The sequence below is a fragment of the Lentibacillus juripiscarius genome (genome assembly GCF_042685205.1).
Taxonomy (GTDB): Bacteria; Bacillota; Bacilli; order Bacillales; family Amphibacillaceae; genus Lentibacillus; species Lentibacillus juripiscarius.
This window is the reverse complement of record NZ_JBHUNA010000001.1, coordinates 125,207-148,081: the sequence shown is the minus strand read 5'-3', so window position 1 is coordinate 148,081 and position 22,875 is coordinate 125,207. Positions and strand designations below refer to the sequence as shown.

The 22,875-nt window shown below is 45.1% G+C and carries 18 protein-coding genes, 1 other RNA gene and 1 other annotated feature; of the genes, 16 read left to right on the top strand and 3 right to left on the bottom strand.

The window, feature by feature from the left end; all coding sequences use genetic code 11:
* The first annotated feature begins 29 nt into the window (after positions 1-29).
* The 6 genes from secDF to dtd all read left to right on the top strand — a co-directional run bounded on the left by secDF (position 30) and on the right by dtd (position 8,565).
* The gene (secDF, locus tag ACFSUO_RS00810; protein WP_382390083.1) at positions 30-2,306 is read left to right on the top strand and encodes a protein translocase subunit SecDF; all 2,277 of its coding nucleotides are present in this window, start codon (positions 30-32) and stop codon (positions 2,304-2,306) included.
* Positions 2,307-2,424: 118 nt separating this feature from the next.
* The gene (locus ACFSUO_RS00805; protein WP_382390081.1) at positions 2,425-2,742 is read left to right on the top strand and encodes a LapA family protein; all 318 of its coding nucleotides are present in this window, start codon (positions 2,425-2,427) and stop codon (positions 2,740-2,742) included.
* A gap of 67 nt (positions 2,743-2,809) precedes the next feature.
* Positions 2,810-5,137, top strand: a complete 2,328-nt coding sequence (gene recJ, locus ACFSUO_RS00800) for a single-stranded-DNA-specific exonuclease RecJ (protein ID WP_382390079.1) — start codon at positions 2,810-2,812, stop codon at positions 5,135-5,137.
* On the top strand, positions 5,127-5,639 hold the full coding sequence (locus ACFSUO_RS00795) for an adenine phosphoribosyltransferase (RefSeq protein WP_382390077.1): 513 nt from the start codon (positions 5,127-5,129) through the stop codon (positions 5,637-5,639). Before recJ ends, ACFSUO_RS00795 begins: the two co-directional genes overlap by 11 nt.
* 255 nt (positions 5,640-5,894) lie before the next feature.
* Positions 5,895-8,096 carry a RelA/SpoT family protein gene (locus ACFSUO_RS00790; protein ID WP_382390075.1) on the top strand — a complete coding sequence of 734 codons (2,202 nt, stop codon included), beginning with the start codon at positions 5,895-5,897 and terminating at the stop codon, positions 8,094-8,096.
* A gap of 22 nt (positions 8,097-8,118) precedes the next feature.
* A complete protein-coding gene (gene dtd / locus ACFSUO_RS00785; RefSeq protein ID WP_382390073.1) occupies positions 8,119-8,565 on the top strand; it encodes a D-aminoacyl-tRNA deacylase in 447 nt (148 codons plus the stop codon).
* Positions 8,566-8,597: 32 nt separating this feature from the next.
* On the opposite strand, the gene ACFSUO_RS00780 is transcribed toward dtd, so the two are convergent.
* Positions 8,598-9,473: an N-acetylmuramoyl-L-alanine amidase gene (locus tag ACFSUO_RS00780; protein ID WP_382390071.1), complete on the bottom strand. Its 876-nt coding sequence runs from the start codon at positions 9,471-9,473 to the stop codon at positions 8,598-8,600.
* A 154-nt stretch (positions 9,474-9,627) separates the two neighbouring features.
* Between ACFSUO_RS00780 and ACFSUO_RS00775 the strand changes: the two genes are divergently transcribed.
* From ACFSUO_RS00775 to ssrS, 4 genes are all read left to right on the top strand, one after another.
* Entirely contained in the window at positions 9,628-9,801 is a 174-nt protein-coding gene (locus ACFSUO_RS00775; protein ID WP_382390069.1) for a hypothetical protein, read from the top strand.
* A gap of 49 nt (positions 9,802-9,850) precedes the next feature.
* Positions 9,851-10,078: a binding site (T-box leader), on the top strand.
* A gap of 657 nt (positions 10,079-10,735) precedes the next feature.
* Positions 10,736-12,019 (top strand): histidine--tRNA ligase, encoded by a 1,284-nt coding sequence (gene hisS, locus ACFSUO_RS00770; RefSeq protein ID WP_382390214.1) that lies wholly within the window; start codon positions 10,736-10,738, stop codon positions 12,017-12,019.
* Complete coding sequence (gene aspS / locus ACFSUO_RS00765) at positions 12,012-13,778, top strand: aspartate--tRNA ligase (RefSeq protein ID WP_382390067.1); 1,767 nt, start codon at positions 12,012-12,014, stop codon at positions 13,776-13,778. The genes hisS and aspS overlap by 8 nt, the downstream gene beginning before the upstream one ends.
* Positions 13,779-13,898: 120 nt before the next feature.
* Positions 13,899-14,082: non-coding RNA, 6S RNA (ssrS, locus tag ACFSUO_RS00760), on the top strand.
* Positions 14,083-14,161: 79 nt separating this feature from the next.
* Here the strand turns inward: ssrS and ACFSUO_RS00755 are convergent.
* The gene (locus ACFSUO_RS00755; RefSeq protein ID WP_382390065.1) at positions 14,162-14,944 is read right to left on the bottom strand and encodes an RsfA family transcriptional regulator; all 783 of its coding nucleotides are present in this window, start codon (positions 14,942-14,944) and stop codon (positions 14,162-14,164) included.
* Between the two features lie 171 nt (positions 14,945-15,115).
* Positions 15,116-16,402 (bottom strand): replication-associated recombination protein A, encoded by a 1,287-nt coding sequence (locus ACFSUO_RS00750; RefSeq protein ID WP_382390063.1) that lies wholly within the window; start codon positions 16,400-16,402, stop codon positions 15,116-15,118.
* A 147-nt stretch (positions 16,403-16,549) separates the two neighbouring features.
* Here ACFSUO_RS00750 and cymR point away from each other — a divergent pair, with 147 nt between their 5' ends.
* From cymR to ACFSUO_RS00720, 6 genes are all read left to right on the top strand, one after another.
* Positions 16,550-16,969 carry a cysteine metabolism transcriptional regulator CymR gene (gene cymR, locus ACFSUO_RS00745; protein WP_382390061.1) on the top strand — a complete coding sequence of 140 codons (420 nt, stop codon included), beginning with the start codon at positions 16,550-16,552 and terminating at the stop codon, positions 16,967-16,969.
* A 94-nt stretch (positions 16,970-17,063) separates the two neighbouring features.
* Positions 17,064-18,224 carry a cysteine desulfurase family protein gene (locus tag ACFSUO_RS00740; RefSeq protein ID WP_382390059.1) on the top strand — a complete coding sequence of 387 codons (1,161 nt, stop codon included), beginning with the start codon at positions 17,064-17,066 and terminating at the stop codon, positions 18,222-18,224.
* A complete protein-coding gene (mnmA, locus tag ACFSUO_RS00735) occupies positions 18,221-19,327 on the top strand; it encodes a tRNA 2-thiouridine(34) synthase MnmA (protein ID WP_382390057.1) in 1,107 nt (368 codons plus the stop codon). The genes ACFSUO_RS00740 and mnmA overlap by 4 nt, the downstream gene beginning before the upstream one ends.
* Positions 19,328-19,352: 25 nt before the next feature.
* Positions 19,353-20,021, top strand: coding sequence for a tetratricopeptide repeat protein (locus tag ACFSUO_RS00730; RefSeq protein ID WP_382390212.1), 669 nt, complete (start codon positions 19,353-19,355; stop codon positions 20,019-20,021).
* 23 nt (positions 20,022-20,044) lie between these two features.
* Positions 20,045-22,378: an SF1B family DNA helicase RecD2 gene (gene recD2, locus ACFSUO_RS00725; RefSeq protein WP_382390055.1), complete on the top strand. Its 2,334-nt coding sequence runs from the start codon at positions 20,045-20,047 to the stop codon at positions 22,376-22,378.
* A 280-nt stretch (positions 22,379-22,658) separates the two neighbouring features.
* Positions 22,659-22,844, top strand: a complete 186-nt coding sequence (locus ACFSUO_RS00720; protein WP_382390053.1) for a hypothetical protein — start codon at positions 22,659-22,661, stop codon at positions 22,842-22,844.
* Positions 22,845-22,875: the final 31 nt, after the last annotated feature.

The window sequence follows — 22,875 nt, the reverse complement described above, 5'->3', positions numbered from 1 at the left end:
TTAAGCGGTTCTAAGGAGGCTACCATTGGATGAAAAACAGAGGCAGAATTGTTGCCTTTTTTCTGATTGTCTTATTGTTCGCAGGAACAATCGGAACAACGGTAACAGGCATTACGAAGGATATTAACTTAGGCCTTGATCTTCAGGGCGGCTTTGAGATTTTGTATGAAGTAGAGCCGGTTGAAGAAGGGCAGGAAACGGACAGGGCTTTGCTGGAGTCGACGGTCCAGATACTGAACGACCGCGTGAACCGCCTTGGCATCAGTGAGGCGAATATTGATATTGAAGGCGACGATCGAATTCGCGTGCAGCTTGCCGGCATTAAAAATCCAGAAGAGGCCCGGGAGATTTTATCCACTTCTGCAAGGGTCACGTTCAGGAATGTGGATGATGAGAAACTGATGGATGGAAGCAACCTGGTTGAAGGAGCGGCCCAGCAGGATTTCCATCCCCAGACAAATGAACCGATTGTTACCTTGAAGCTGAAAGATGCATCGGAATTCCGTGACATCACAAGTAAGCTTTCGGCGAAATATGAACCAGGCGTTCCATTCCCGCAGCGTAAAGATTTGCTTGTCATTTGGATGGATTACCAGGAAGGAAATTCGTTCAAAGAAGAAGTACAGAAAGAAGATTCCAAATATGTTTCAGCAGCGGGTGTTAAAGAAACGCTGAATACGACTGACGTGATGATTGAAGGGAATTTCACCGTGGAATCGGCACAGCGCCTTGCTGATATCATTAATGCTGGTTCACTTCCGGTCAACATGACAGAACTGTATTCCAATACGGTGGGGGCACAGTTTGGTGAACAGGCACTGGATAAAACCGTGTTCGCCGGGATTATTGGGATCAGCCTTATCTTTTTATTCATTATGGCTGTCTATCGTTTTCCTGGTGTCATTGCCGCCATTAATCTGAGTGTGTACATCTATCTGATTCTACTCGTCTTTAATCTTATGAATGGTGTACTGACATTGCAGGGAATTGCAGCACTCATTCTTGGTGTCGGTATGGCGGTGGATGCCAACATTATTACTTTCGAGCGGATTAAAGAAGAGCTCCGGGAAGGCAAATCCATATTCGCGTCATTTAAAGCGGGCTCCAAAAACTCGCTTAGAGCCATTGTGGACGCAAATATCACAACGATGCTGGCAGCAGCTGTCCTGTTCATTTTTGGCACCAGTTCGGTCAAAGGGTTTGCGACGATGCTAATCCTCAGTATCGTTATAAGTTTCCTGACAGCGGTCTATGGAACCCGTTTGTTGATGGGGCTGTGGGTCAGAAGCAAATTTTTGCGAAACCGTCCGGGCTGGTTCGGTGTGAAGAAAAAGGACATGAAGGATATCGCTGATACAGCGGAGAGGGAGCCGAAAGCATTTGGCAGGAACCCCAATGTTGTGCAGCACCGGCGAAAATTCTTTATCGCATCAGCGGTTATGGTTGTTCTTGGTGCAGTGTCACTGGGTATCTTCCAGTTGAATCCGGGAATTGATTTCACCAGTGGATCGCGTATTCAGCTTGCAGCAGATGAGAGTCTTGACACGGAAGAAATTAAAAATGGCTTGGAGGAACTTAATTTGCAAGCCAAATCGGTTGTCCTGACTGGCAATAATCATGAGGGTGCCGTTCTCCGGTATGACCAGGTGATTGATGAAGAGAGGATTGCAGATGTGCAAGCGTATTTCAAAGAAAACTTCAATGCGGATACGAGCGTGAGTGTTGTTTCACCGATTGTTGGAGAAGAACTGGTGAAAAATGCGCTATATGCTGTTGCAATTGCATCCGTCGGCATTGTTCTATATGTGACACTAAGGTTTGAAATGTTTTTTGCCATTACATCAATTATCGCGCTTGTTCACGATGCGTTTTTCATACTGGCTATTTTCAGCCTGACCCAGATTGAATTTGATGTGACCATTGTGGCAGCCATCCTGACCATTATTGGGTATTCCATTAATGATACGATTGTCACGTTTGACAGGATACGGGAGAATTTGCGCTTAAAGAAACGGGTCAAATCGTTTGGAGAACTTGCTAAAATTGTCAACAGAAGTCTTGTGCAGACGATGACGAGAAGTGTGAATACAACTGTTACAACGATGATTGCCGTACTTGCTTTTCTGTTTCTCGGTGCACAGTCAATTACCGGTTTTGCGATTGCACTTGCCGTCGGACTGCTCGCAGGAACGTATTCTTCTTTGTTCCTCGCATCACAGCTCTGGCTGGTCTGGCGCAGCAGAAATATCAAAAACAAGCCGGTTGTCTTTGCCAAAAAGAAACGTACAGAAGGCCCGCAAGTGTAATAAGGGCAAGATAACCAGGACCCCCGAAATAATTCTTTCGGGGGTTTCTTTGTGGTTAAAGATAGAAAAAATAGGGTAATTTATTCTGACAGGCATTTCGTTTAAAGGAGGTTTATGTGTGCGAGGGCAAACGTACGTCATTCTTGCCATTATTTTTGTCATTATTGTCTCCGTCTTTGCTGTGAGCAACGTCGGTCCTGTTGAAGTCAATTATCTTTTCGGAACGGGAGAAGCACCACTCATACTCGTGATATTGTTCTCTGTATTGATGGGCGGAATTATTACAGCTTCTTCGGGACTTGTGAAAATAGTCCGGCTGCAACGGGAATTGAAACAATTGCAGACAGAGCGGGATCGAATGAAGGATGCGCTCAAGGAACATGGGCTTGAGAACGAATCGGAAGCCGAAGCAGATGTCAATTCATTTGAAAAATAATACAATAGGAAACGTAATTGCTCCCTGTCCCAATCTCTTGTATACTAGATTAGTCAGGGGTGAGTACATGTTACAGAGCAAGATGAAATGGAAGTTTCCGGAAACACCAACAGAGCCTGCAAGTTTGGCTACTGGCAAATTCTCACCGCTCATCAGCGAATTATTAATGCAGCGGGGCATCACGTCAACTGAAGATGCTGAGAAATTTTTAACGCCTGATTTAGAGCAATTATATAGTGTAAAGTGGTTATCAGATATGGAGAAGGCAACGAACCGTGTACAAAAAGGAATCGAGGACGGGGAAAAGATTCTTGTATATGGTGATTACGATGCAGATGGTGTCAGTTCGACGTCCATTATGATGGAAACACTTCAGCAGCTTGGGGCTGATTGTGATTATTATATACCGAACCGTTTCACGGAGGGGTACGGACCGAATGAGGAAGCTTTCCATGCCGCTTACGACAATGGTTTTCGGCTTATTATAACGGTAGACACAGGTATTGCCTCTGTGCATGAAGCAGAGGTCGCAAAACAGCTCGGTTTGGATTTGATTATTACCGATCACCATGAAGTGCAGGACGAGCTGCCGGACGCTTATGCAATCGTTCATCCCAAATGTTCATCTGACTACCCGTTTAAAGAACTTGCCGGGGCAGGAGTGGCACTGAAGTTCGCCGAAGGACTGCTCGGCTCCTTTCCGAAGCAATTTCTGGATCTGGCGGCAATTGGAACCATCGCTGACCTGGTACCGCTGACTGGTGAAAACCGGGTCATTGCCCATTACGGATTACAGCGATTGGCCAATACAGCCAGGCCCGGATTAGTGGCCCTAAAGAATGTCTGCGGCTTACAGGGGCATGTCAGTGAAGAGGATATTGGTTTTTCGATAGGTCCCAGACTAAACGCAGTGGGCAGATTACAAGATGCTTCTTTAGCTGTTCAGCTTTTGCTTGCTGAAAATGGTGATGAAGCAGCTGACATGGCTCAGGAAGTGGAATCCATTAATCGGGAACGGAAGAAGATTGTCAGTGAAATTGTGAAAGAAGCCGAGGATATGGCAAATCCGGTAGATCACCAGGGTGTCATTGTTGTCGCCAAAGAAGGCTGGAATGAAGGTGTTCTGGGCATCGTGGCGTCAAACCTTGTCCGGAAATATGACCGTCCGGCAATTGTTCTGTCTGTTTTTCCCGAGAGAGGTGAAGCAAAAGGGTCTGCCCGAAGTATTCCAGCGTTTGATTTATTTTCGAACTGTATGAAGATAAGGAATGTTTTTACACAATTTGGTGGGCATGCCCAGGCAGCAGGTATGACACTGCCGCTAGAAAATGTAGAGACATTGAAACAAGAACTGGACAGCCTAATCTTCCAGCAACTCTCAAAAGAAGACTTCACTCAGGAGATTGCTATTTCGAAAACAATTACGATTCCGGAAATAAATGAAGAACTCGTGGCAGAAATTAATCAGTTGGCACCATTTGGTATGGCTAATCCGAAACCGTTGTTCCACTTGAAAGACGTACCAACGGGTATGCGCCAAATTGGCAGTGGTAAAAATCATCTGAAATTGCAATTCCAAAAAAATGGTCAAAAACTGGATGGCATCGGATTTGGTTTCGGCGGCCTTTATCACCAGCTATCACCGCAAACACCAGTATCGGTGGCCGGAGAGCTGAATATTAATGAGTGGAATGGGTTCAGAAAAGTTCAGATTGTTATCCAGGACATGCGGATTGATGAATGGCAGCTATTTGACCATCGTGGAACAAGAATGTTAGACATCACGCCGTATGTGCGCCATGAAACTGGACATGTTGCAGTATTTCAACAGCTTCCGGATGAAAATGACATGCCGGATAACGTCGTATGCGTTACATATGATACAGACATTAGCAGTTTAAAAGGTATTCACACCTTATACTTGTATGATATGCCACCAAGTTTAACGATACTGGAGAGCCTGGTGAAAGAACTTCATCCAGATACGATTCATGCATGTTTTTACCTGCAGGAAAGTGCGTTTATGAAGGCTTTTCCATCAAGAGAAGACTTCAAATGGTTGTACGGGATTCTGGCCAGGCAAAAAACAATCCATTTACAGAAAGACTTACCGATGATTATGGACGCGAAAGACTGGACAAAGGATAGAATTCTGTTTATGTCGAATGTGTTTTTTGAGCTGGATTTTGTTAAAATAGAGAATAATGTTATGCAGCTGAACAAAAAACCTTCACAGAAGGATCTTAGTGAGTCAGGCCTGTATCAGGAACGGCTGAACAGAACTGATATCGAAAAAACACTTTATTATTCAGCATATAATGAATTGAAAACGTGGTTTGCTACTTGTTTGGAACGCAGGCTAGAGCCCGAGGAGGAAATGATTGATGGATTATAAAAATTATATAAAAATAGTCGAGGACTGGCCGAAAGAGGGTATACAGTTCAAAGATATAACACCATTAATGGATAACGGAAAAGCTTTCAAAGCAGCTGTTGATGAAATAGTAGCATTTGCAGATGAGAAAGACATCGATCTTGTTGTCGGACCGGAAGCAAGGGGATTCATTATTGGATGTCCGGTTTCTTATGCCCTGGAAGTTGGCTTCGCTCCCGTACGTAAAGAAGGCAAGCTTCCGCGGGAAGTGATTAAAGTTGATTATGGTCTCGAGTATGGCAAGAATGTTCTTACCATCCACAAAGATGCAATTAAACCCGGGCAGCGCGTACTGATTACAGATGACTTGCTTGCCACGGGCGGTACGATTGAGGCGACAATCCAACTAGTGGAAGCATTGGGTGGCATTGTTGTCGGCTGTGCATTTCTGGTGGAACTGTCCTATTTGAACGGATCAGACAATCTGGAAGGCTATGACGTCCTGACACTCACAAGCTTCTAATCTTGAATATAAAAGGTCTGGCTGAACCATCGTCAGGCCTATTCTTGTTATAGAGGAAGTAATTTCCGCTTACCAATACGAGAAAAATAAATGGAAAGGGAAAGTGTTTTTCTTTACATTTCCCTATATTTTTTTAATACTATTAGAAAAGAGACGTGGCATTCCCCGAATAAAAGCATTGCCGTGTGGAGCGGAAACGCACTGATGCTGAAACCGGGAGAAAATCTTTGTCCGGCTGAATTCAGGTGATTCTATATGGCAAAAGAAGGAATAATGACAAGTGAAGAAGTGATTGACAAGGCCCGCCATTATCTTACAAAAGAAGATACTGATTTTCTCCAGCGTGCATATGCGTTCGCCAGGGATGCACATAGAGATCAGTTCCGTAAATCCGGTGAGCCTTATATCGTACACCCAATCCAAGTCGCTGGAATACTGGTCGACCTTGGTATGGACCCGGTGACAATTGCAGGCGGCTTTCTGCATGATGTTGTTGAAGATACACAAGTGACACTGGAAGATCTGGAAGCTGCGTTTGACAATGAAGTGGCCATGCTTGTCGATGGTGTTACCAAGCTTGGCAAAATTAAATACAAATCAAAAGAAGCAATCCAGGCGGAAAATCATCGGAAAATGTTTGTCGCCATGGCCAGGGATATCCGGGTGATTCTGATCAAACTTGCCGACCGGCTTCATAATATGCGTACATTAAAACATTTGCCGCCGGATAAGCAGCGTCGGATATCAAATGAAACGCTGGAGATTTTTGCCCCACTGGCCCATCGGCTCGGGATTTCGACGATAAAATGGGAGCTGGAAGACACAGCACTGCGCTATTTGAATCCGCAGCAATATTACCGCATTGTCCAGCTAATGCGGCAGAAGCGCAACCAGCGGGAAACATATATTGAGGAAGTTATCGATGAAGTGAAGAATCAGCTAAGCGACGTGGACATTGAGGCAGATATTTCGGGAAGGCCAAAGCATTTGTACAGTATTTATCGTAAAATGGCCAAACAGAGTAAGCAGTTCAATGAAATTTATGATTTGCTGGCAGTGCGTATTATCGTCAACAGCATTAAAGATTGTTACGCCGTGCTTGGGATCATCCATACATGCTGGAAACCGATGCCCGGCAGATTTAAAGATTATATTGCGATGCCGAAACCGAATCTGTATCAGTCTTTGCACACGACAGTCATTGGTCCAAAAGGGGATCCGCTTGAAGTGCAGATCCGGACAAAAGAAATGCATGAAATCGCAGAATATGGTATTGCTGCACACTGGGCCTATAAAGAGGGCAAGCGCTCCAGTAAAGACAATAAATCGTTTGAGGAAAAACTGACGTGGTTCAGGGAAATTTTGGACTGGCAAAGTGAGACGCACGATGCGGAAGAGTTCATGGAAACCTTGAAAGTTGATTTGTTTTCGGATATGGTGTATGTTTTCACGCCAAAAGGTGATGTCATTGAACTGCCATCAGGATCCGTTCCACTTGATTTCGCCTACCGGATTCATACGGAAGTGGGGAACAAAACAATCGGGTCCAAAGTGAATGGAAAAATGGAGCCGCTTGATTACAAACTGAAAAACGGGGATATTGTGGAGGTGATGACTTCCAAACATTCGTACGGTCCATCGCAGGACTGGCTGTCGATTACCCAGACATCCCAGGCAAAAAGCAAAATTAAGCAATTCTTTAAAAAGCAGCGCCGCGAGGAAAATATCAGTAAGGGCAAAGAAGCCGTTGAAAAAGAAATTCGTGCCCTTGGTATTGAGCCAAAGGAAGTGCTTATTCAGGATAATCTAAAACGTGTTTTTGAGAAGTTCAATTTCACCAATGAAGAGGATATGTATGCTGCGGTCGGGTATCAGGGAATAACAGCCGCATTGATAGCAACCCGTCTGACGGAAAAAACCCGGAAAACAAAGCTGAAAAAGCAACACTTGGAAGACACACTGGAAGAAGTGAAAAATGATACGCCACCGAAGAGAATGCAAAAACGCGATTCGGGTGTCAAAGTAGAGGGTGTAGATAACCTGTTAGTACGCCTGTCGAAATGTTGTAATCCGGTTCCAGGTGATCCAATTGTCGGTTATATTACAAAAGGCAGGGGTGTGTCCGTTCATCGGGCAGATTGTCCGAATGTTCAGACAGAAGAGGCGCAGCAGCGATACCTGCACGTCGAATGGGAAGACAGTCATACGGATAAAAAACAATATCATGTGGATCTGGAAATAACTGGATATGACCGCCGAGGATTATTGAATGAAGTGCTGCAGGCAGTCAATGAAACAAAAACAAATATTACGCATGTTAATGGCCGATCAGACCGGAACAGAATGGCCGTCATTCAAATTACAATTCTTATTCATAATACAGGTCATTTAAAACGGATTGTCGGGCGGATTAAACAGATTAAAGATGTTTATTCGGTCACTCGGACGATTCAATAGTTTTAGAAGGGGCAATGAAGAAATGAAAGCAGTGATTCAGCGTGCACTGGATGCGAATGTGACCGTGAATGGAACGGAGACCGGTGCCATAGAACAAGGCATGGTGGTCTTGTTAGGGGTCACGCATGATGATACGGAAGAGGATGCGGACTATCTGGCCGACAAACTGATTCATTTGCGCGTGTTTGAGGATAATAATGGCAAAATGAACGATTCATTAAAGGATGTCGGCGGGCAAGTCTTGTCTATTTCCCAGTTTACTCTTTATGCTGATACGAGAAAGGGAAGAAGGCCAAATTATTTAAAAGCGGCGAAACCGGAACAGGCTGAAGCCTTATACGATTATTTCAATGAACGTGTAAGGCAGCAGGGCATCAATGTGGAAACAGGTGAATTTGGAGAAATGATGCATGTGCAGCTGACCAATGCTGGCCCTGTAACCATTATACTCGACAGCAAAGACAGATAGCGGGAGCGCTGCCGTAAGCGTCTCCCGTTTTGTTATTGGTTCATGAAGTACGCATTCAATCCAGTTGCAATTCCGGTGGCAAGCTTTTTTTGATACGCGTCTGTCCGGATAAGCTGCTCTTTTTCAGCATTGGAAATAAACCCTGCTTCAACGAGGATGGCCGAAATGGCACTTTGCCTGGTCACCTGATAGTCCGCTTCACTAATCCCGCGGTCATTCGCTTCGGTTGCGCGGGTAATTCCTTTCTGTACAGAAAGGGCGAGCGCTTTATCATGATTGTCTTGATAGTATGTTCCAACACCGGCCACACCTGGCTTTTGTGGAAAACTGTTATAGTGAATGCTCACAAAAGCATCGGCCCGAGAGAGATTGGATAGAGAAGCCCTGGCTGCCAGCGAGACAAAACGGTCGGTCTCCCTTGTCAAAACGACCTCTGCGCCCATGGACGTGAGTGTTTGTTTCAACTCCTGGACGGTCTTTCGCGTAAACGTCTTTTCATTGGTTCCCCTGGCACCAATCGCACCACTGTCTCTCCCGCCGTGTCCCGCATCCAGCACAATTGTTTTTTGATCCAGAGCATTCGCATCTAACGGCTTGTTTTTGTCCCCGGGCTCAGGTGCTGTTGCTGCCTTTTTTTCTTCATCACGTCGCTGGGTTTTCACAATGTACTCATTGGCGATCCAGCCAGATTGATTAGGCGTTTTTATTTTCACCCAGTCATCCTGCTCATCAAGAATCGGGTGGGCCTCGTCACGATATACTTTACCAATCCGTTCGAAATCAAGACCTGGACCTGACCGCACATTCAGAATGTCTGTCTTGATGATGGCTTCGCCTGTTTGTGCCGCAGACGCGAAAGCGAAGTATAATGAACTGAGAAGGATGATTGCTGCTTTCTGATGGTACAAGGGAGATCTCCTCCGATCCGTTATTTGTTTTGTTTCTATTTTAATGGTGTATGGTACAAAAGTCGACCGTGAATGTGCTCAGTTATAGCTTATCCTGCCCATTCATAAAACAATTCCTTCATGGCAAAGCTAGAAGCAGTAAAGGAGGAATTGGATGCGTGTTCAGGACAAACAATGGAGTGCCGCAGTTAATAAAGACATATATGGTGCGGATTTTCATCGTTTTATGGAGATGGAAGACCAGTTTCATCATATGGAAATTGCCGAAGAGCTTGGCATAACGCTTGGTGAAGTGAAGCGGCTGAAGAAAAAAATAAACCGCACTTGACAACAGAAACAGGAAACATTAACATAAGAATCATTCCATGAATAGATGACGATAACCAGTGAGGGAAAAAGTAATCAGAACGCATATGGAAAGAGAGAAAATGTCATAGGCTGAAAACATTTTTGCATCATGCCCTGATGAACGACATTCCTTAGGTTCTATACCGAACTAAGACAGGTGTAGTAGGTATAGACGTTTTGCAGGCGTTAACTGTGAAGAGCGGATGTTTTTGAAACATCAACCAGGGTGGCAACGCGGGCAGGCTCCCGTCCCTTTTACTAGGGATGGGAGTCTTTTCTGTAGGCTGTTGTTTTTAAAAAGACTGTTGCTTTTTGTATCATCTTAGAGAATGTAACACTGCTGAACAATTTCCATAAACTGCGACGTAACTTTTTGAATGCTTTCCTCCAATTCTATCGGGGCAAAGTGCTAGTACGTCGCTGCGGAAAAATACTCCCTTTCCGCGGGGAACGCTTCAGCCTCCTCGCTCACTTTCGTTCGCTGTGGGGTCTTCAGACTGTTCCTTTCCCGCTGGAGTGTCGCATTTTTCCGCAGCTTAACGTTGTGTTCTGTCTTAATAGAGAAAACCCTTTAAACACTGATTTCATGGGCCTCACCCTGTCAATAAACAGAAATACACTGCCTGCGGAGGCAATATACGCAGACTCCTATGGGAACAGCACGAGTCCGAAGACCCCGGAGGAAGCGGTATTTGCTTCCGAGGAGGCTGAGGCCGTGCCCATGGAAAGCGGAGTATATTGCCGTAGCGACTCTAAGCACTTGATGGTAATTAGAACAGGAGAAAGCCTTACTAATGAGAGTTTTACTGTGTCGCAGTTTATATCAGTTGCACTGGAGATCCAACAAAGTTTAAGAAAAGAACCTTTGTATATGCTTGGTAAATTGATAAAGGGGGTATTTTAGGATGAGTAGTATGAAAGCACCAAGAGGGACGGTGGATATACTGCCGGAAGAAGCTGTGAAATGGCAGTATGTTGAAACGAAAATGAAAGATATTTGCAATAGATATCATTTCGATGAAATTCGGACACCTTTATTTGAACATACAGAAGTATTCCAGCGGGGAGTTGGCGATTCCACTGATATCGTCCAGAAAGAAATGTACACATTTGAAGACCGTGGGGGTAGAAGTCTGACACTGCGCCCGGAAGGAACTGCCTCTGTCGTTCGCTCGTTTGTACAACATAAAATGCATGGCAACGCTAGTCAGCCGGTAAAACTGTATTATTTTGCACCTATGTTCCGGTATGAACGGCCACAAAAGGGAAGAATGCGCCAGCTCAATCAATTTGGTGTTGAAGTGCTGGGAAGCTCAGACCCGGCAGCAGACGCGGAAGTGATCGATCTGGCCATGTCCTGTTATAAGGAACTCGGCCTTAAATCATTGAAACTTGTTATCAACTCACTCGGTGACAGTGAAAGCCGTGAAAGTCACCGGCAGGCCCTGGTTGACCATTTCACACCATACAAGGATGAATTATGCGGTGACTGCCAGACGCGGCTGGAACAAAATCCACTGCGCGTTCTGGATTGCAAGACGGACAAGGATCATCCGGCAATGGAGAACGCTCCATCCATTCTTGATCATTTGAATGCATATTCTGAAGGTTATTTTGAGAAAGTGAAAAGCTATCTGACACTAATGGGCATTGATTTTGAAGTGGATGCGAATCTGGTGCGGGGGCTTGATTATTACAATCATACGGCCTTTGAAATTATGAGTGAAGCGGACGGCTTTGGTGCTATTACAACACTTGCTGGTGGTGGAAGGTACAATGGCCTGACGGAAGAATTAGGTGGACCAGCTACACCGGGGATTGGCTTCGGAATGGGAATTGAACGGCTACTGATGGCACTGGAGGCCGAAAACATCGACATTCCCGCGGATAATGATTTGGACTGTTTTCTTATCGCGGTTGGGGATGAAGCTGACAAAGCATCTGTCAAGCTCATTCATGATTTACGCAGAAATGGTATCCAAATTGACAGGGATTACCAGGAGCGGAAGATGAAAGCGCAGTTTAAGGCAGCTGATCGCTATCGTGCAAAATACGTGCTGATTCTGGGAGAAAATGAAATGGACAAGCAATTGGTCAATGTAAAGGAAATGGAAACAGGCAATCAGGAAGAAGTGCCATTGGAACAAGCAGTGGCTTATTTACAGGATAAGCTGTCAGGAGGAAATAGCAATGCGTGAACGAATATTGGCTGGTACACTCGGTGAAAAGAATATGGAGCAGGAAGTAATGCTGAAGGGCTGGGTGCAGCGGCGCCGGGATCTGGGTGGTTTGATTTTTATTGATTTGCGTGACAAGTCAGGTCTGGTGCAAATCGTATTTAACCCGGATCATTCGACGGAAGCACTGAAGGTAGCCGAAACCGTACGGAGTGAGTATGTCATCGAAGTTCGGGGGCGAGTGGTTGAACGTGATCCGGACACGGTTAACCCGGCCATGGAAACAGGGGAAATTGAAGTGCTCGCATCCGAGGCTGTTCTTTTGAATAAAGCAAAAACACCACCATTTCTAATTCAGGAAGAAACAGATGTAGCGGAGGATTTGCGTCTGAAGTACCGATATATTGACCTGCGGCGGCAAAGCCTGCAGGAAACATTCAAAATGCGTCATCAGATAACGCAGTCCGTCAGAGAATTTCTTAATGATGATGGATTCATTGAAATGGAAACACCCATTCTGACAAAGAGTACACCAGAAGGGGCAAGAGACTATCTTGTTCCAAGCCGTGTGCATCATGGGGAATTCTATGCTTTGCCACAGTCGCCGCAACTGTTTAAGCAGCTTATCATGATGAGCGGTTTTGAGAAGTATTATCAGATTGCACGCTGTTTCCGGGATGAAGATTTAAGGGCTGACCGACAGCCGGAATTTACTCAAATTGACATTGAAACGTCATTTATGTCCGGTGACGAAATAATGTATATGACAGAAAAAATGATGAATCAGGTCATGGAAAAGGTAAAAGGAGAAACTATTCCGCAGCCATTCCCGAAAATGTCTTATGACGAGGCGATGGAACGTTTTGGTTCTGATAAGCCAGATACACGATTTGGGCTGGAATTGATCCAAGTGTCTGATGTCCTGGCAGATTCCTCGTTTAAGGTATTTAAAGATGCGCTTGAGGCCGGTGGAAAAGTGTCCCTTTTAAACGTGAAAGGGCAGGCAGCAAACTACTCGCGCAAAGCTATTGATAAGCTCACAGAGTTTGTGAAAATTTATGGTGCCAAAGGACTGGCATGGCTTAAGGCTGATAGTGGTGATTTAACCGGACCGATTGCCAAATTTTTAACAGACGAAGAGAAAAAAGGTCTCATTCAGCGTGCCGACGTTGAAGACGGTGATCTGCTCCTGTTCGGTGCAGATAAATCATCCGTTGTATATGACAGCCTGGGGGCATTGCGGCTGAAGCTTGGGAAAGAGCTTGATCTGATTGATGAGAACAAGTTCCATTTTCTATGGGTGACTGATTGGCCGCTCTTAGAGTATGATGAGGAGCTTGAACGTTATTTTGCAGCACACCACCCATTCACCAAACCGGTAGAGGAAGATTTGGACAAACTGGATACGAACCCCGCTGATGTCCGTGCCAACGCTTACGACCTCGTTTTGAATGGATATGAACTTGGTGGAGGATCTCTGCGTAATTATAAGAAAGAACAGCAGGATAAAATGTTTGAAGTGCTCGGTTTTTCACAAGAAGCAGCGGAGGAGCAGTTCGGGTTCCTGCTTGAGGCACTGGAATACGGCGCGCCACCACATGGCGGGATTGCATTGGGACTGGATCGTATTGTCATGCTGTTGGCCGGAAGAACAAATCTCAGGGATACAATCCTATTTCCGAAGACCGCTTCCGCTTCCGATCTGCTGACCGACGCACCCAGCGACGTCAGCAACGAACAGTTGGATGAGCTGTCTATTCAGGTCCAGAAAGAAAAATGAGCCGGTTGACGAAATGTTAGTTGATTGTAACATCTGTCATGTATATTTCATGAAAGAGGATATTGATAAATCTTACGGTGTATGTTAAATTATAAATACACTAAAGGTTCATGAACCACTTCAATCCTGATGTGTTCGTCTGAAGCATTCGTTTTGACCGAACACTTTTATAAAAGGGAGCCCGCATAGGTTTTCGTGTTGCGTGCAAGCCTATTTTATAGGAAGTACAACACACATGGAACAGGGCACCCACCTGCCGCGAGCGGGATCAAAACCAAGAGCAGACGGCACAATTGGGATTGGTTACATAATGACATATCTAAATAAAAAGGAATCGGCGATGTGCCGATTCCTTTTTATGGTAAAGTCCAGTTAAGTATCACCTATTGATTGCCAGATCCATCTGCAACCTGCTGGAGGTTTCCGTTTTTATCCATACGGAACGATGGAGCCTGAAACGAACCCTGATCATCCAAAACGGTCATTTTACGAGCTCTATCCATGATCTGCATAAAGACTTGATAGTCTTCCTTCAGCGACTCAAGCTGTTTTTTTGACTCTGACAGCTGTTCTTTCAGTCCGCTTACCTCTTCTCTAAGCATTTTATTTTCTTCTTCCAATTTTTTAGCAGATTCTTTTGATTGATTGGAAGCATGATAGTCTTTTTTTACTTGCTTTAAAAATTGAATGACTGTATCCATTGTCATCGTTTGCCCAGCTTCGGTGTTTTCTGCCGGTACTGCTTCGCCGGAGACAGGCATTGTTTCTCCAGAGGCTGGTACTGCTTCGCCAGAGACAGGCATTGTTTCCCTGGAGGCTGGTACTACTCCGCCAGAGACCGGGATTGTTTCGTCAAGTCCTAGCAGTTCTTCGCTGGACTGTTCATTTGTTTGTGATACATGCATAATAGGCTCTTTCGCCTTTGTTGCATTCGCACGCTTTTTTTCTTTCCGCTGACGTTTGGCAAGTTCGATTGCATCAGTATATTTGTTCCTCACTTCCGCATTCCAGCGAAATCCGCAAGCGGCAGAAGTCCGGTTCAGTTTGTCGCCGACTTCTTCAAAAGCGTTTAATTGGGTGCTTCCTTCCCTGATGTGACGCAGAACTGTTTCTGCTAGTAATAAATCATCCTCATGTGACCAAGCATCTTGTCTCACTTTAGCCAATTTGGTTCAACTCCTTTTTCCATAACGGTGACTGCGATTTGTTGTAACAATTAAAAGAGGTTATTCAAATAGTTTAGAATAGCTGCACGTTTTTCTTCTGGTCGCGCATGTATTCATAGATTTTAACGTTGTTATTGATTAGTCTGACCGTTTGAAAAAGGATTTATACCTCTATAATCTATTATTATTTTTATCAGCCTGAATCTTGTCATGTACCTGCTTCAGAGCCTGTTCAAATTTGCCGGTACTTTTTGGTTTATAGTATTGTTTGTGTTTCAGCGTATCTGGCAAATACTGTTGGCTTACCCATCCTTCTTGATAGTTATGCGGGTATCTATAATCGAGGCCCCGGCCCAAGTCCTTTGCTCCCTGGTAGTGCGCATCTTTTAAATGTGCCGGTATTTCACCGATTTTGCCGCTGCGGATATCTGCCAGTGCACCATCAAGCGCCTTATACGCCGAATTTGATTTTGGGGAAAGGCAGAGTTCCACGATTGTTGCAGCCAGTGGAATACGGGCTTCCGGGAAACCAAGGCGATGGGCAGCATCAGCGGCAGCCACGGCACGGGGGCCTGCTTGCGGATTGGCAAGGCCGATATCTTCATATGCACAGACAATCATACGCCGTTCAATGCTGTCAAGGTCTCCGGCTTCAATCAGTCTTCCCAGGTAGTGAAGTGCGGCATCAACGTCACTTCCTCTGATGGATTTTTGGAAAGCGGAAAGTACATCATAGTGTGCGTCTCCATCTTTATCGTGCGTGAAGCTTTTTTTCTGCATGCATTCTTCCGCAATTGCCAGCGTTATAACTGTTTCGCCTTTTGAGTCGGGTGGTGTGGATGAAACGGCAAGTTCCAGTCCGTTCAATGCCGAACGCATGTCACCATTGGCCGCAAACGCAAAGTGGTCCAAGGCATCGTCCGTCCATTCAATTTTCCGGCTGCCAAGCCCGTTTCGCTCATCTTCAGAGGCTCGGATCACCGCCGTTTTGATATCCTCTTCTGTTAGGGGATGAAGTTCAAATAAATGGCATCTGCTCCTTATCGCTGGATTAATAGAATGATAAGGGTTGCTTGTTGTACAGCCGATGAGCGTGACACGATTGCTCTCGATGTGCGGCAGCAGAAAATCCTGTTTCGCCTTGTCAAGCCTGTGTACTTCATCCAGTACCAGCACTACTTGTCCGCTCATTTTTGCTTCTTCCACGACAATTTCCATATCTTTTTTCTTATCAACGACAGCATTAAGCATTTTTACTGGCATTTCCAGACTTTTTGCCAGAGCATATGCCATGGAGGTTTTGCCAGTTCCGGGTGGCCCGTATAAAATCATGGATGCCAGCCGTTCAGCCTGGATCATTCGGTTCAATATTTTTCCTTCGCTGACCAGGTGCTTCTGGCCGATGATATCGTCTATGTGTTCTGGCCGCATGCGAAATGCGAGTGGTTTATGTTCCATTTTTTATCGTCCTTTGCTTATAGTGGTTGTTTCTATGTAAAAGCGTAATTCTGATTGTGATAAAATGCAAGAAACAGGCGATTCATGCTATAATATGCTGTATTGAACAACTGACCGACTATGTTAAGTCTGATAGAGGTGTTAGGAATGAAAATATCAACAAAAGGACGATATGGGCTGACCATCATGCTTGAGCTTGCCAGGAAATATGGTGATGGCCCGCTGTCACTGAAGGCAATAGCCCGTGAAAAGGAATTATCCGAGCACTACTTGGAGCAGCTGGCATCACCACTGCGCAATGCCGGCTTGATTAAAAGTATTAGGGGAGCCTATGGTGGCTATGTGCTCGCGAAAGATCCCCGTGACATAAAGGCCGGCGATATTATTCGTGTCCTTGAAGGCCCGATTTCTCCCGTAGAAGGAATGGAAGATGAGGAACCGGCGAAACAAGCATTGTGGATCCGTATCAGAGACGCTGTCAAGGATGTGTTGGATACGACAACACTGGAAGATTTGCGCCGGCATGAAAATGATGTGTATCAGGATGCCTATATGTTTTATATTTAATACAAGAAGTTGTCAAAAAGTCCGGTGAACACGACACATTGAATTTTTTCGTTTGAACACGCACTACAAAGGAAGTTTAGAAAGGATTGTAAAAATGGAACGCATTTATATGGACCATGCAGCAACAACCCCAATGGATATACGTGTTGCCGAAGCGATGACTCCCATATTTGCTGAAGTCTTTGGCAACCCATCCAGTGTCCATGCATACGGGAGGGCGGCTCGTCGGTATCTTGATGAGGCCAGACGGACGATGGCTCGGAGCATTCATGCTGATGAAAAAGAAATTATTTTTACGAGCGGCGGAACAGAAGCCGACAATCTCGCTATTATCGGGACAGCCATGGCGAACAGGCATAAAGGAAATCATGTTATAACAACTGTCCAGGAGCACCATGCAAGTCTGCATGCGTCACAGTATTTGGAAGAGCAAGGGTTTGATGTGACGTATTTGCCTGTTGATGAAAATGGAATAGTTTCCTTGGATACATTGAAGGATGCGCTAACGGATGAAACCATTGTCGTATCTGTCATGTTTGTCAATAACGAAACAGGCATGATACAGCCGATTGAAGCAATGGGTGAGCTTTTGAAAGATCATCAGGCGTGTTTTCATACGGATGCTGTACAAGCATTTAGTCTCTTGGACATCGATGTGAAAAAGGCCGGAATTGATTTGCTGACGGTTTCATCTCATAAGATAAATGGGCCAAAAGGGATTGGTTTTTTGTATGTGGCTGATGGTGTATCTATAGAAGCCATGCAATTTGGTGGTGAACAGGAACGGAAACGCCGGCCGGGAACAGAGAATGTTCCGGCAGCTGTCGGATTTCAAAAGGCTGTGGAACTGGCTATGGAAAATAAAGCGGAAAGAAATCAGGAATACTCGCGTTACAAAGAACAATTTATCGAAAAACTTGCGAGAAATAATGTGGAATTCACTGTGAATGGTGACTTGGAAAAGTCCGCAGCTTCCATCGTCAACATCAGTTTTCCAGGAACCAATGTCGAATCGCTGCTGACAAACTTCGACCTGGACGGTGTAGCAGCCTCCAGCGGCAGTGCATGTACGGCAGGGTCGGTTGAGCCATCCCATGTCCTGGCTGCGATGTTTGGAGAAGGCGATGAACGGACAACCAACTCCATCCGGTTCAGTTTCGGTTCATTCAATACAGATGAAAATATATCTGAAGCAGCGGACAGAGTGGCAAAAATCATTAAGCGGCTGGCAAACGGAAGGAGGCAGAACACATGAAAAACAATCAGGATACACGTGTCGTTGTCGGTATGAGCGGTGGTGTTGATTCATCGGTAGCCGCATTACTTTTAAAAGAACAGGGGTACGATGTTGTGGGCATTTTCATGAAAAACTGGGATGATACAGATGAGAATGGCGTCTGTACAGCAACAGAGGATTACGATGATGTTGTCCGTGTATGTAACCAGCTGGACATTCCGTATTTCGCCGTAAATTTTGAAAAGCAATATTGGGATAAAGTGTTCACGTATTTCCTTGATGAATATAAAGCGGGAAGGACGCCAAATCCGGATGTCATGTGTAACAAGGAAATTAAGTTCAAAGCATTTCTGGAACATGCGATGTCACTTGGAGCGGATTATTTAGCAACAGGGCATTATGCACAGGTTCGGAACAATAATGGAACAGTTGAAATGCTTCGCGGTGTGGATGACAATAAGGATCAGACTTATTTCCTGAACCAGCTGACAGAGGATGTGCTGGAGAAAGTCATGTTCCCCCTCGGGCATATGACGAAAAAGGAAGTACGTGCCATTGCTGAGGAGCATGGCCTTGTTACTGCTGCTAAAAAAGACAGTACAGGTATCTGTTTTATTGGAGAAAGGAATTTTAAGGAATTTCTGAGCGAATATCTACCTGCACAACCCGGTACGATGAGAACCTTGGACGGGGTTGAAAAAGGCCGACATGACGGTTTGATGTATTATACCATCGGCCAGCGCCAGGGACTTGGGATCGGCGGATCAGGTGCCCCGTGGTTCGTTGTCGGCAAGAATCTGAAAGATAATGTATTATATGTCGGTCAGGGATTTGACAATGAAAAGCTGTACTCAGACAGTTTAATCGCATCTGATGTTAACTGGATCAATAGAAAGGAAGAGACTATCACCTGCACGGCCAAATTCCGTTACCGTCAGAAGGACAGTGCAGTCACTGTCACACAGATGGACGATGGGAACGTGCATGTTACCTTTCATGAAGCACAGCGGGCCATTACCCCCGGACAAGCGGTTGTGTTTTATGACGGAGATGTCTGCCTTGGCGGAGGAACGATTGATACAGTGCTGAAAGATGGCCAGCAGCTGGCCTATGTTGGATGATGTACGGATGGAAAGGAATGAAATGATGGATAAAAATCAGCAGGCGATTGAGCGGATGAAAGAACAGAAGTATGAGGAAGCTGCAGAACTGTTTCATTCGATTATAGAGGAAAACCCGGACGATCCGGTTGGTTATATTAATTTCGGCAATCTGCTCATGCACATGAATGATACGGAACGGGCAGCGCGCTTTTATGAACGTGCACTAGAACTCGATGAAGAGGCGGCAACTGCCCATTACGGACTGGGGAACCTGTATTATGAAAAATCGGATTACCAAAAAGCACAGAAGCACTTCCGGCAGGCGGTTGACATTGGGCTAGACGAGGCGGATGCCTATTTTCTGCTTGGGATGACATTTGTCCATCAGGAACAGTTTAAGCTGGCATTGCCTTATCTGATGCGGGCGTCTGAATTGCACCCGGATGACCTGGAGTATCTGTTCCAGTACGGGCTGACGCTTGCCCAAAGTGAACATATAGAAGATGCAAAGCCTGTTTTTCAGAAAGTGTTGGAGATGAATGATAAGCATAGTGATGCCTACTATAATCTTGGGGTTATTGCGCTATATGAGGAAGATCTTTCCGGTGCGCTGGACCATTTTGAAAAGGCACTGGAGATACAGCCGGAACACGTTCTGGCAGCTAATGCCAAGAAACAGATTACAGATGCCATAAACGCTGACGATATGTGAGTGAGATAGCGAGGTTGTTTGCAATGACAACAGACAAACCATCCCATAGTGGTCAAGGGTATATTAAGGGAGAGCTCCTGTATACGATTTTCCGGAATGAGCAGGAGGATTTCACGATCGCCAAAATCACGATACACGAAACGAATGAAGACTATCAGGAGAAAGAAATCGTGATCAAAGGCTACTTTTCGGAACTGCAGGAATCCGCTGTTTATTCATTTTATGGAACGTTTGAGCGGCATGCAAAATTCGGACTGCAGTATAAGGTGAACTCCTATCAAACATTTATACCGGATACCAAAGACGGGCTTATCAGCTATCTGTCCAGTGACCTGTTTCATGGAATCGGCAAAAAAACCGCTGAAAAAATCGTCAGCCATCTTGGCACGAATGCAATCGCAAAGATATTAAACAACCCGGATTCACTGAAAGAAGTACCGGGACTGAAAAAAGATAAAGCAGAGCTTGTGTCCAGAACTGTCGTGGAAAATCAGGGGTTTGAGCATATTGCTGTCTACTTGTCTAAATACGGAATCGGGCTGAAGCTGGCACAAAAAATCTATCGGCAGTATAAAGAGGAAGCAATGGAGGTGCTGCAGGATGACCCGTACCAGCTGGTCTATGATATTGATGGTTTCGGTTTTCAGACAGCTGATCAAATCGCCCGGCAAAACGGGCTTTCGTTTACACATCCGAACCGGATTGGCGCCGGCTGTATCTATGTGCTGCAAATGAACATACAGAGTGGTCATGTCTACTTGCCGATTCAGACATGCACAACCCAGGCAATGGAAATTTTGTCAGTTTCGGATGAAACACCGGAAACCCTGACAAAAGAAGTTGTTGCTGAACGGCTGGAAGGACTAAACCAGGAAAAAAAGCTGATCATGAAGGATGGCAATGTCTATTTGCCATCGCTGTATTATGCAGAGGATGGTTTTGCTTCACATGTCAGCCGACTGATGACGCAACTTGTGGACTATGATATTCCACTTGCAGAGCTTATGAAAGTTATTGGTGATATTGAAGAACAGGAAGCCCTCAGTTACGGTAAGGAGCAGTTTGAATCCATCAAACAGGCACTGAGTGCAAGGCTAATGGTTGTAACAGGGGGGCCTGGAACCGGAAAAACAACCGTTATTAAAGGAATTCTCAACGCGTATGCGGCCGTCAATAACATAGAGGCAGATCCCGACGCCTATGACTCAGAAGCAGACTATCCATTTATACTGGCAGCACCCACGGGACGAGCAGCGAAAAGGCTGACAGAATCAACTGGGCTGCCCGCCGTCACCATTCACCGGCTTTTGGGATGGGATGGACGGAATGGCTTTGATAAAAATGAACATGAACCGTTATCTGGTAAATATCTGATTGTTGATGAGTTTTCCATGGTGGATATTTGGCTTGCGAACAGCCTGTTCAAAGCAATTCCGGATGATATGCAGGTGCTTTTAGTCGGTGATGAGGACCAATTGCCATCTGTGGGTCCGGGTCAGGTTCTGGCAGATCTGCTTGAAAGCGGCCGGATACCTTATGTCAGCCTTAGTGATGTATATCGCCAAAAAGAAGGCTCTAAAATAATCGAATTAGCTCACCTGATCAAACAGGATGCATGTGAGCCAGGAGATTTACAGAATGATCAGGACTTCAGTTTTATTCCTTGCAGGGAATCACAGCTGCTGGATGCTATTATTAAAGTGTTTCATAAGGCCGAATCAAAAGGCATCGATATGAAAGATATGCAGGTGCTAGCACCAATGTACCGATCACAGGCGGGAATCAATACCATCAATAAGCACCTCCAGAACCTTGTAAACCCGGAATCCCCGTCAAAACGGGAAGTGACAGCAAATGACGCCGTTTTCCGGGTGGGGGATAAAGTCCTGCAGCTTGTTAATCAGCCCGAGGACAGCATTTACAATGGGGACATCGGTGAAGTTGCCGCCATTTTTAAAGCAAATGAAAATGCTGATAAAACAGAACAGCTTGTCGTTTCCTTTGAGGGAAAAGAAGTGGTTTATGAACGGAAAGACTACATTAACATCATGCATGCCTATTGCATTTCCATTCATAAATCTCAAGGAAGCGAATTCCCTATAGTTATCATGCCAGTCATCCCGGCATATCGGCGGATGCTCAAGAAGAATCTGTTGTACACTGCCATCACACGCAGCAAAAAATCACTGATCATTTGCGGAGATCAGGAAGCTTTTTTGCGCGGAATCCGGACACTTGACTCGAATCAGCGCTATACAACATTGAAAGAGCGCCTTTTGGATCAGCTGCACCATACGGATCACAAGGATAAAGCTGATACAGCAGAAAAAGAGATAACGCCTTATGATTTTATGTAACCAGTTAGTATATTTTTATGCATTCGGGCAATCATAGAAAAATAAAAAGTGGTTCAAAAAGTCCGGTAAAAATGACACATCGAATTTCTTCGTTGACTTGTTTCTCTGCTACTCATGTATCTAAATACATACACTCCGTTCCTTGGAAAAGAAAACCGCTTTTCCTGCGTGCGATGCGGATTCTGGGTAGCTTTCCTTATGCTCGAAACTACGTCGCCTCGAAATTCTCGGTCCTTTTTATCCTCCTTTTTGAACATGCAATAAAAAGGAGTATGTTGCTATGCTGGTATGTCCGAATTGCAATGAAAAGGATATAGGAAAAATTGGCACACAGCAATTCTATTGCTGGAACTGTTTTATCGAGTTGTCCGTGTTTAATGACAGATTGGCAATTCATGAGGTTGAAGCGGATGGTTCATTGAGTTCACTGGATGACTTGTTCACGGAAGACGAGCGAACCATTTAATGGTAATGCTTCTTATACATTTGGCCTTACC

What these genes read in the sequence shown, in the direction of transcription:
- secDF (WP_382390083.1), top strand. Translation starts at nt 30, where the DNA reads ATGAAAAACAGAGGCAGAATTGTTGCCTTTTTTCTGATTGTCTTATTG.
- cymR (WP_382390061.1), top strand. Translation starts at nt 16,550, where the DNA reads ATGAAAATATCAACAAAAGGACGATATGGGCTGACCATCATGCTTGAG.
- ACFSUO_RS00720 (WP_382390053.1), top strand. Translation starts at nt 22,659, where the DNA reads ATGCTGGTATGTCCGAATTGCAATGAAAAGGATATAGGAAAAATTGGC.
- ACFSUO_RS00790 (WP_382390075.1), top strand. Translation starts at nt 5,895, where the DNA reads ATGGCAAAAGAAGGAATAATGACAAGTGAAGAAGTGATTGACAAGGCC.
- ACFSUO_RS00795 (WP_382390077.1), top strand. Translation starts at nt 5,127, where the DNA reads ATGGATTATAAAAATTATATAAAAATAGTCGAGGACTGGCCGAAAGAG.
- ACFSUO_RS00775 (WP_382390069.1), top strand. Translation starts at nt 9,628, where the DNA reads ATGCGTGTTCAGGACAAACAATGGAGTGCCGCAGTTAATAAAGACATA.
- ACFSUO_RS00730 (WP_382390212.1), top strand. Translation starts at nt 19,353, where the DNA reads ATGGATAAAAATCAGCAGGCGATTGAGCGGATGAAAGAACAGAAGTAT.
- recJ (WP_382390079.1), top strand. Translation starts at nt 2,810, where the DNA reads ATGTTACAGAGCAAGATGAAATGGAAGTTTCCGGAAACACCAACAGAG.
- ACFSUO_RS00740 (WP_382390059.1), top strand. Translation starts at nt 17,064, where the DNA reads ATGGAACGCATTTATATGGACCATGCAGCAACAACCCCAATGGATATA.
- aspS (WP_382390067.1), top strand. Translation starts at nt 12,012, where the DNA reads ATGCGTGAACGAATATTGGCTGGTACACTCGGTGAAAAGAATATGGAG.
- recD2 (WP_382390055.1), top strand. Translation starts at nt 20,045, where the DNA reads ATGACAACAGACAAACCATCCCATAGTGGTCAAGGGTATATTAAGGGA.
- ACFSUO_RS00750 (WP_382390063.1), bottom strand. Translation starts at nt 16,402, where the DNA reads ATGGAACATAAACCACTCGCATTTCGCATGCGGCCAGAACACATAGAC.
- mnmA (WP_382390057.1), top strand. Translation starts at nt 18,221, where the DNA reads ATGAAAAACAATCAGGATACACGTGTCGTTGTCGGTATGAGCGGTGGT.
- hisS (WP_382390214.1), top strand. Translation starts at nt 10,736, where the DNA reads ATGAAAGCACCAAGAGGGACGGTGGATATACTGCCGGAAGAAGCTGTG.
- dtd (WP_382390073.1), top strand. Translation starts at nt 8,119, where the DNA reads ATGAAAGCAGTGATTCAGCGTGCACTGGATGCGAATGTGACCGTGAAT.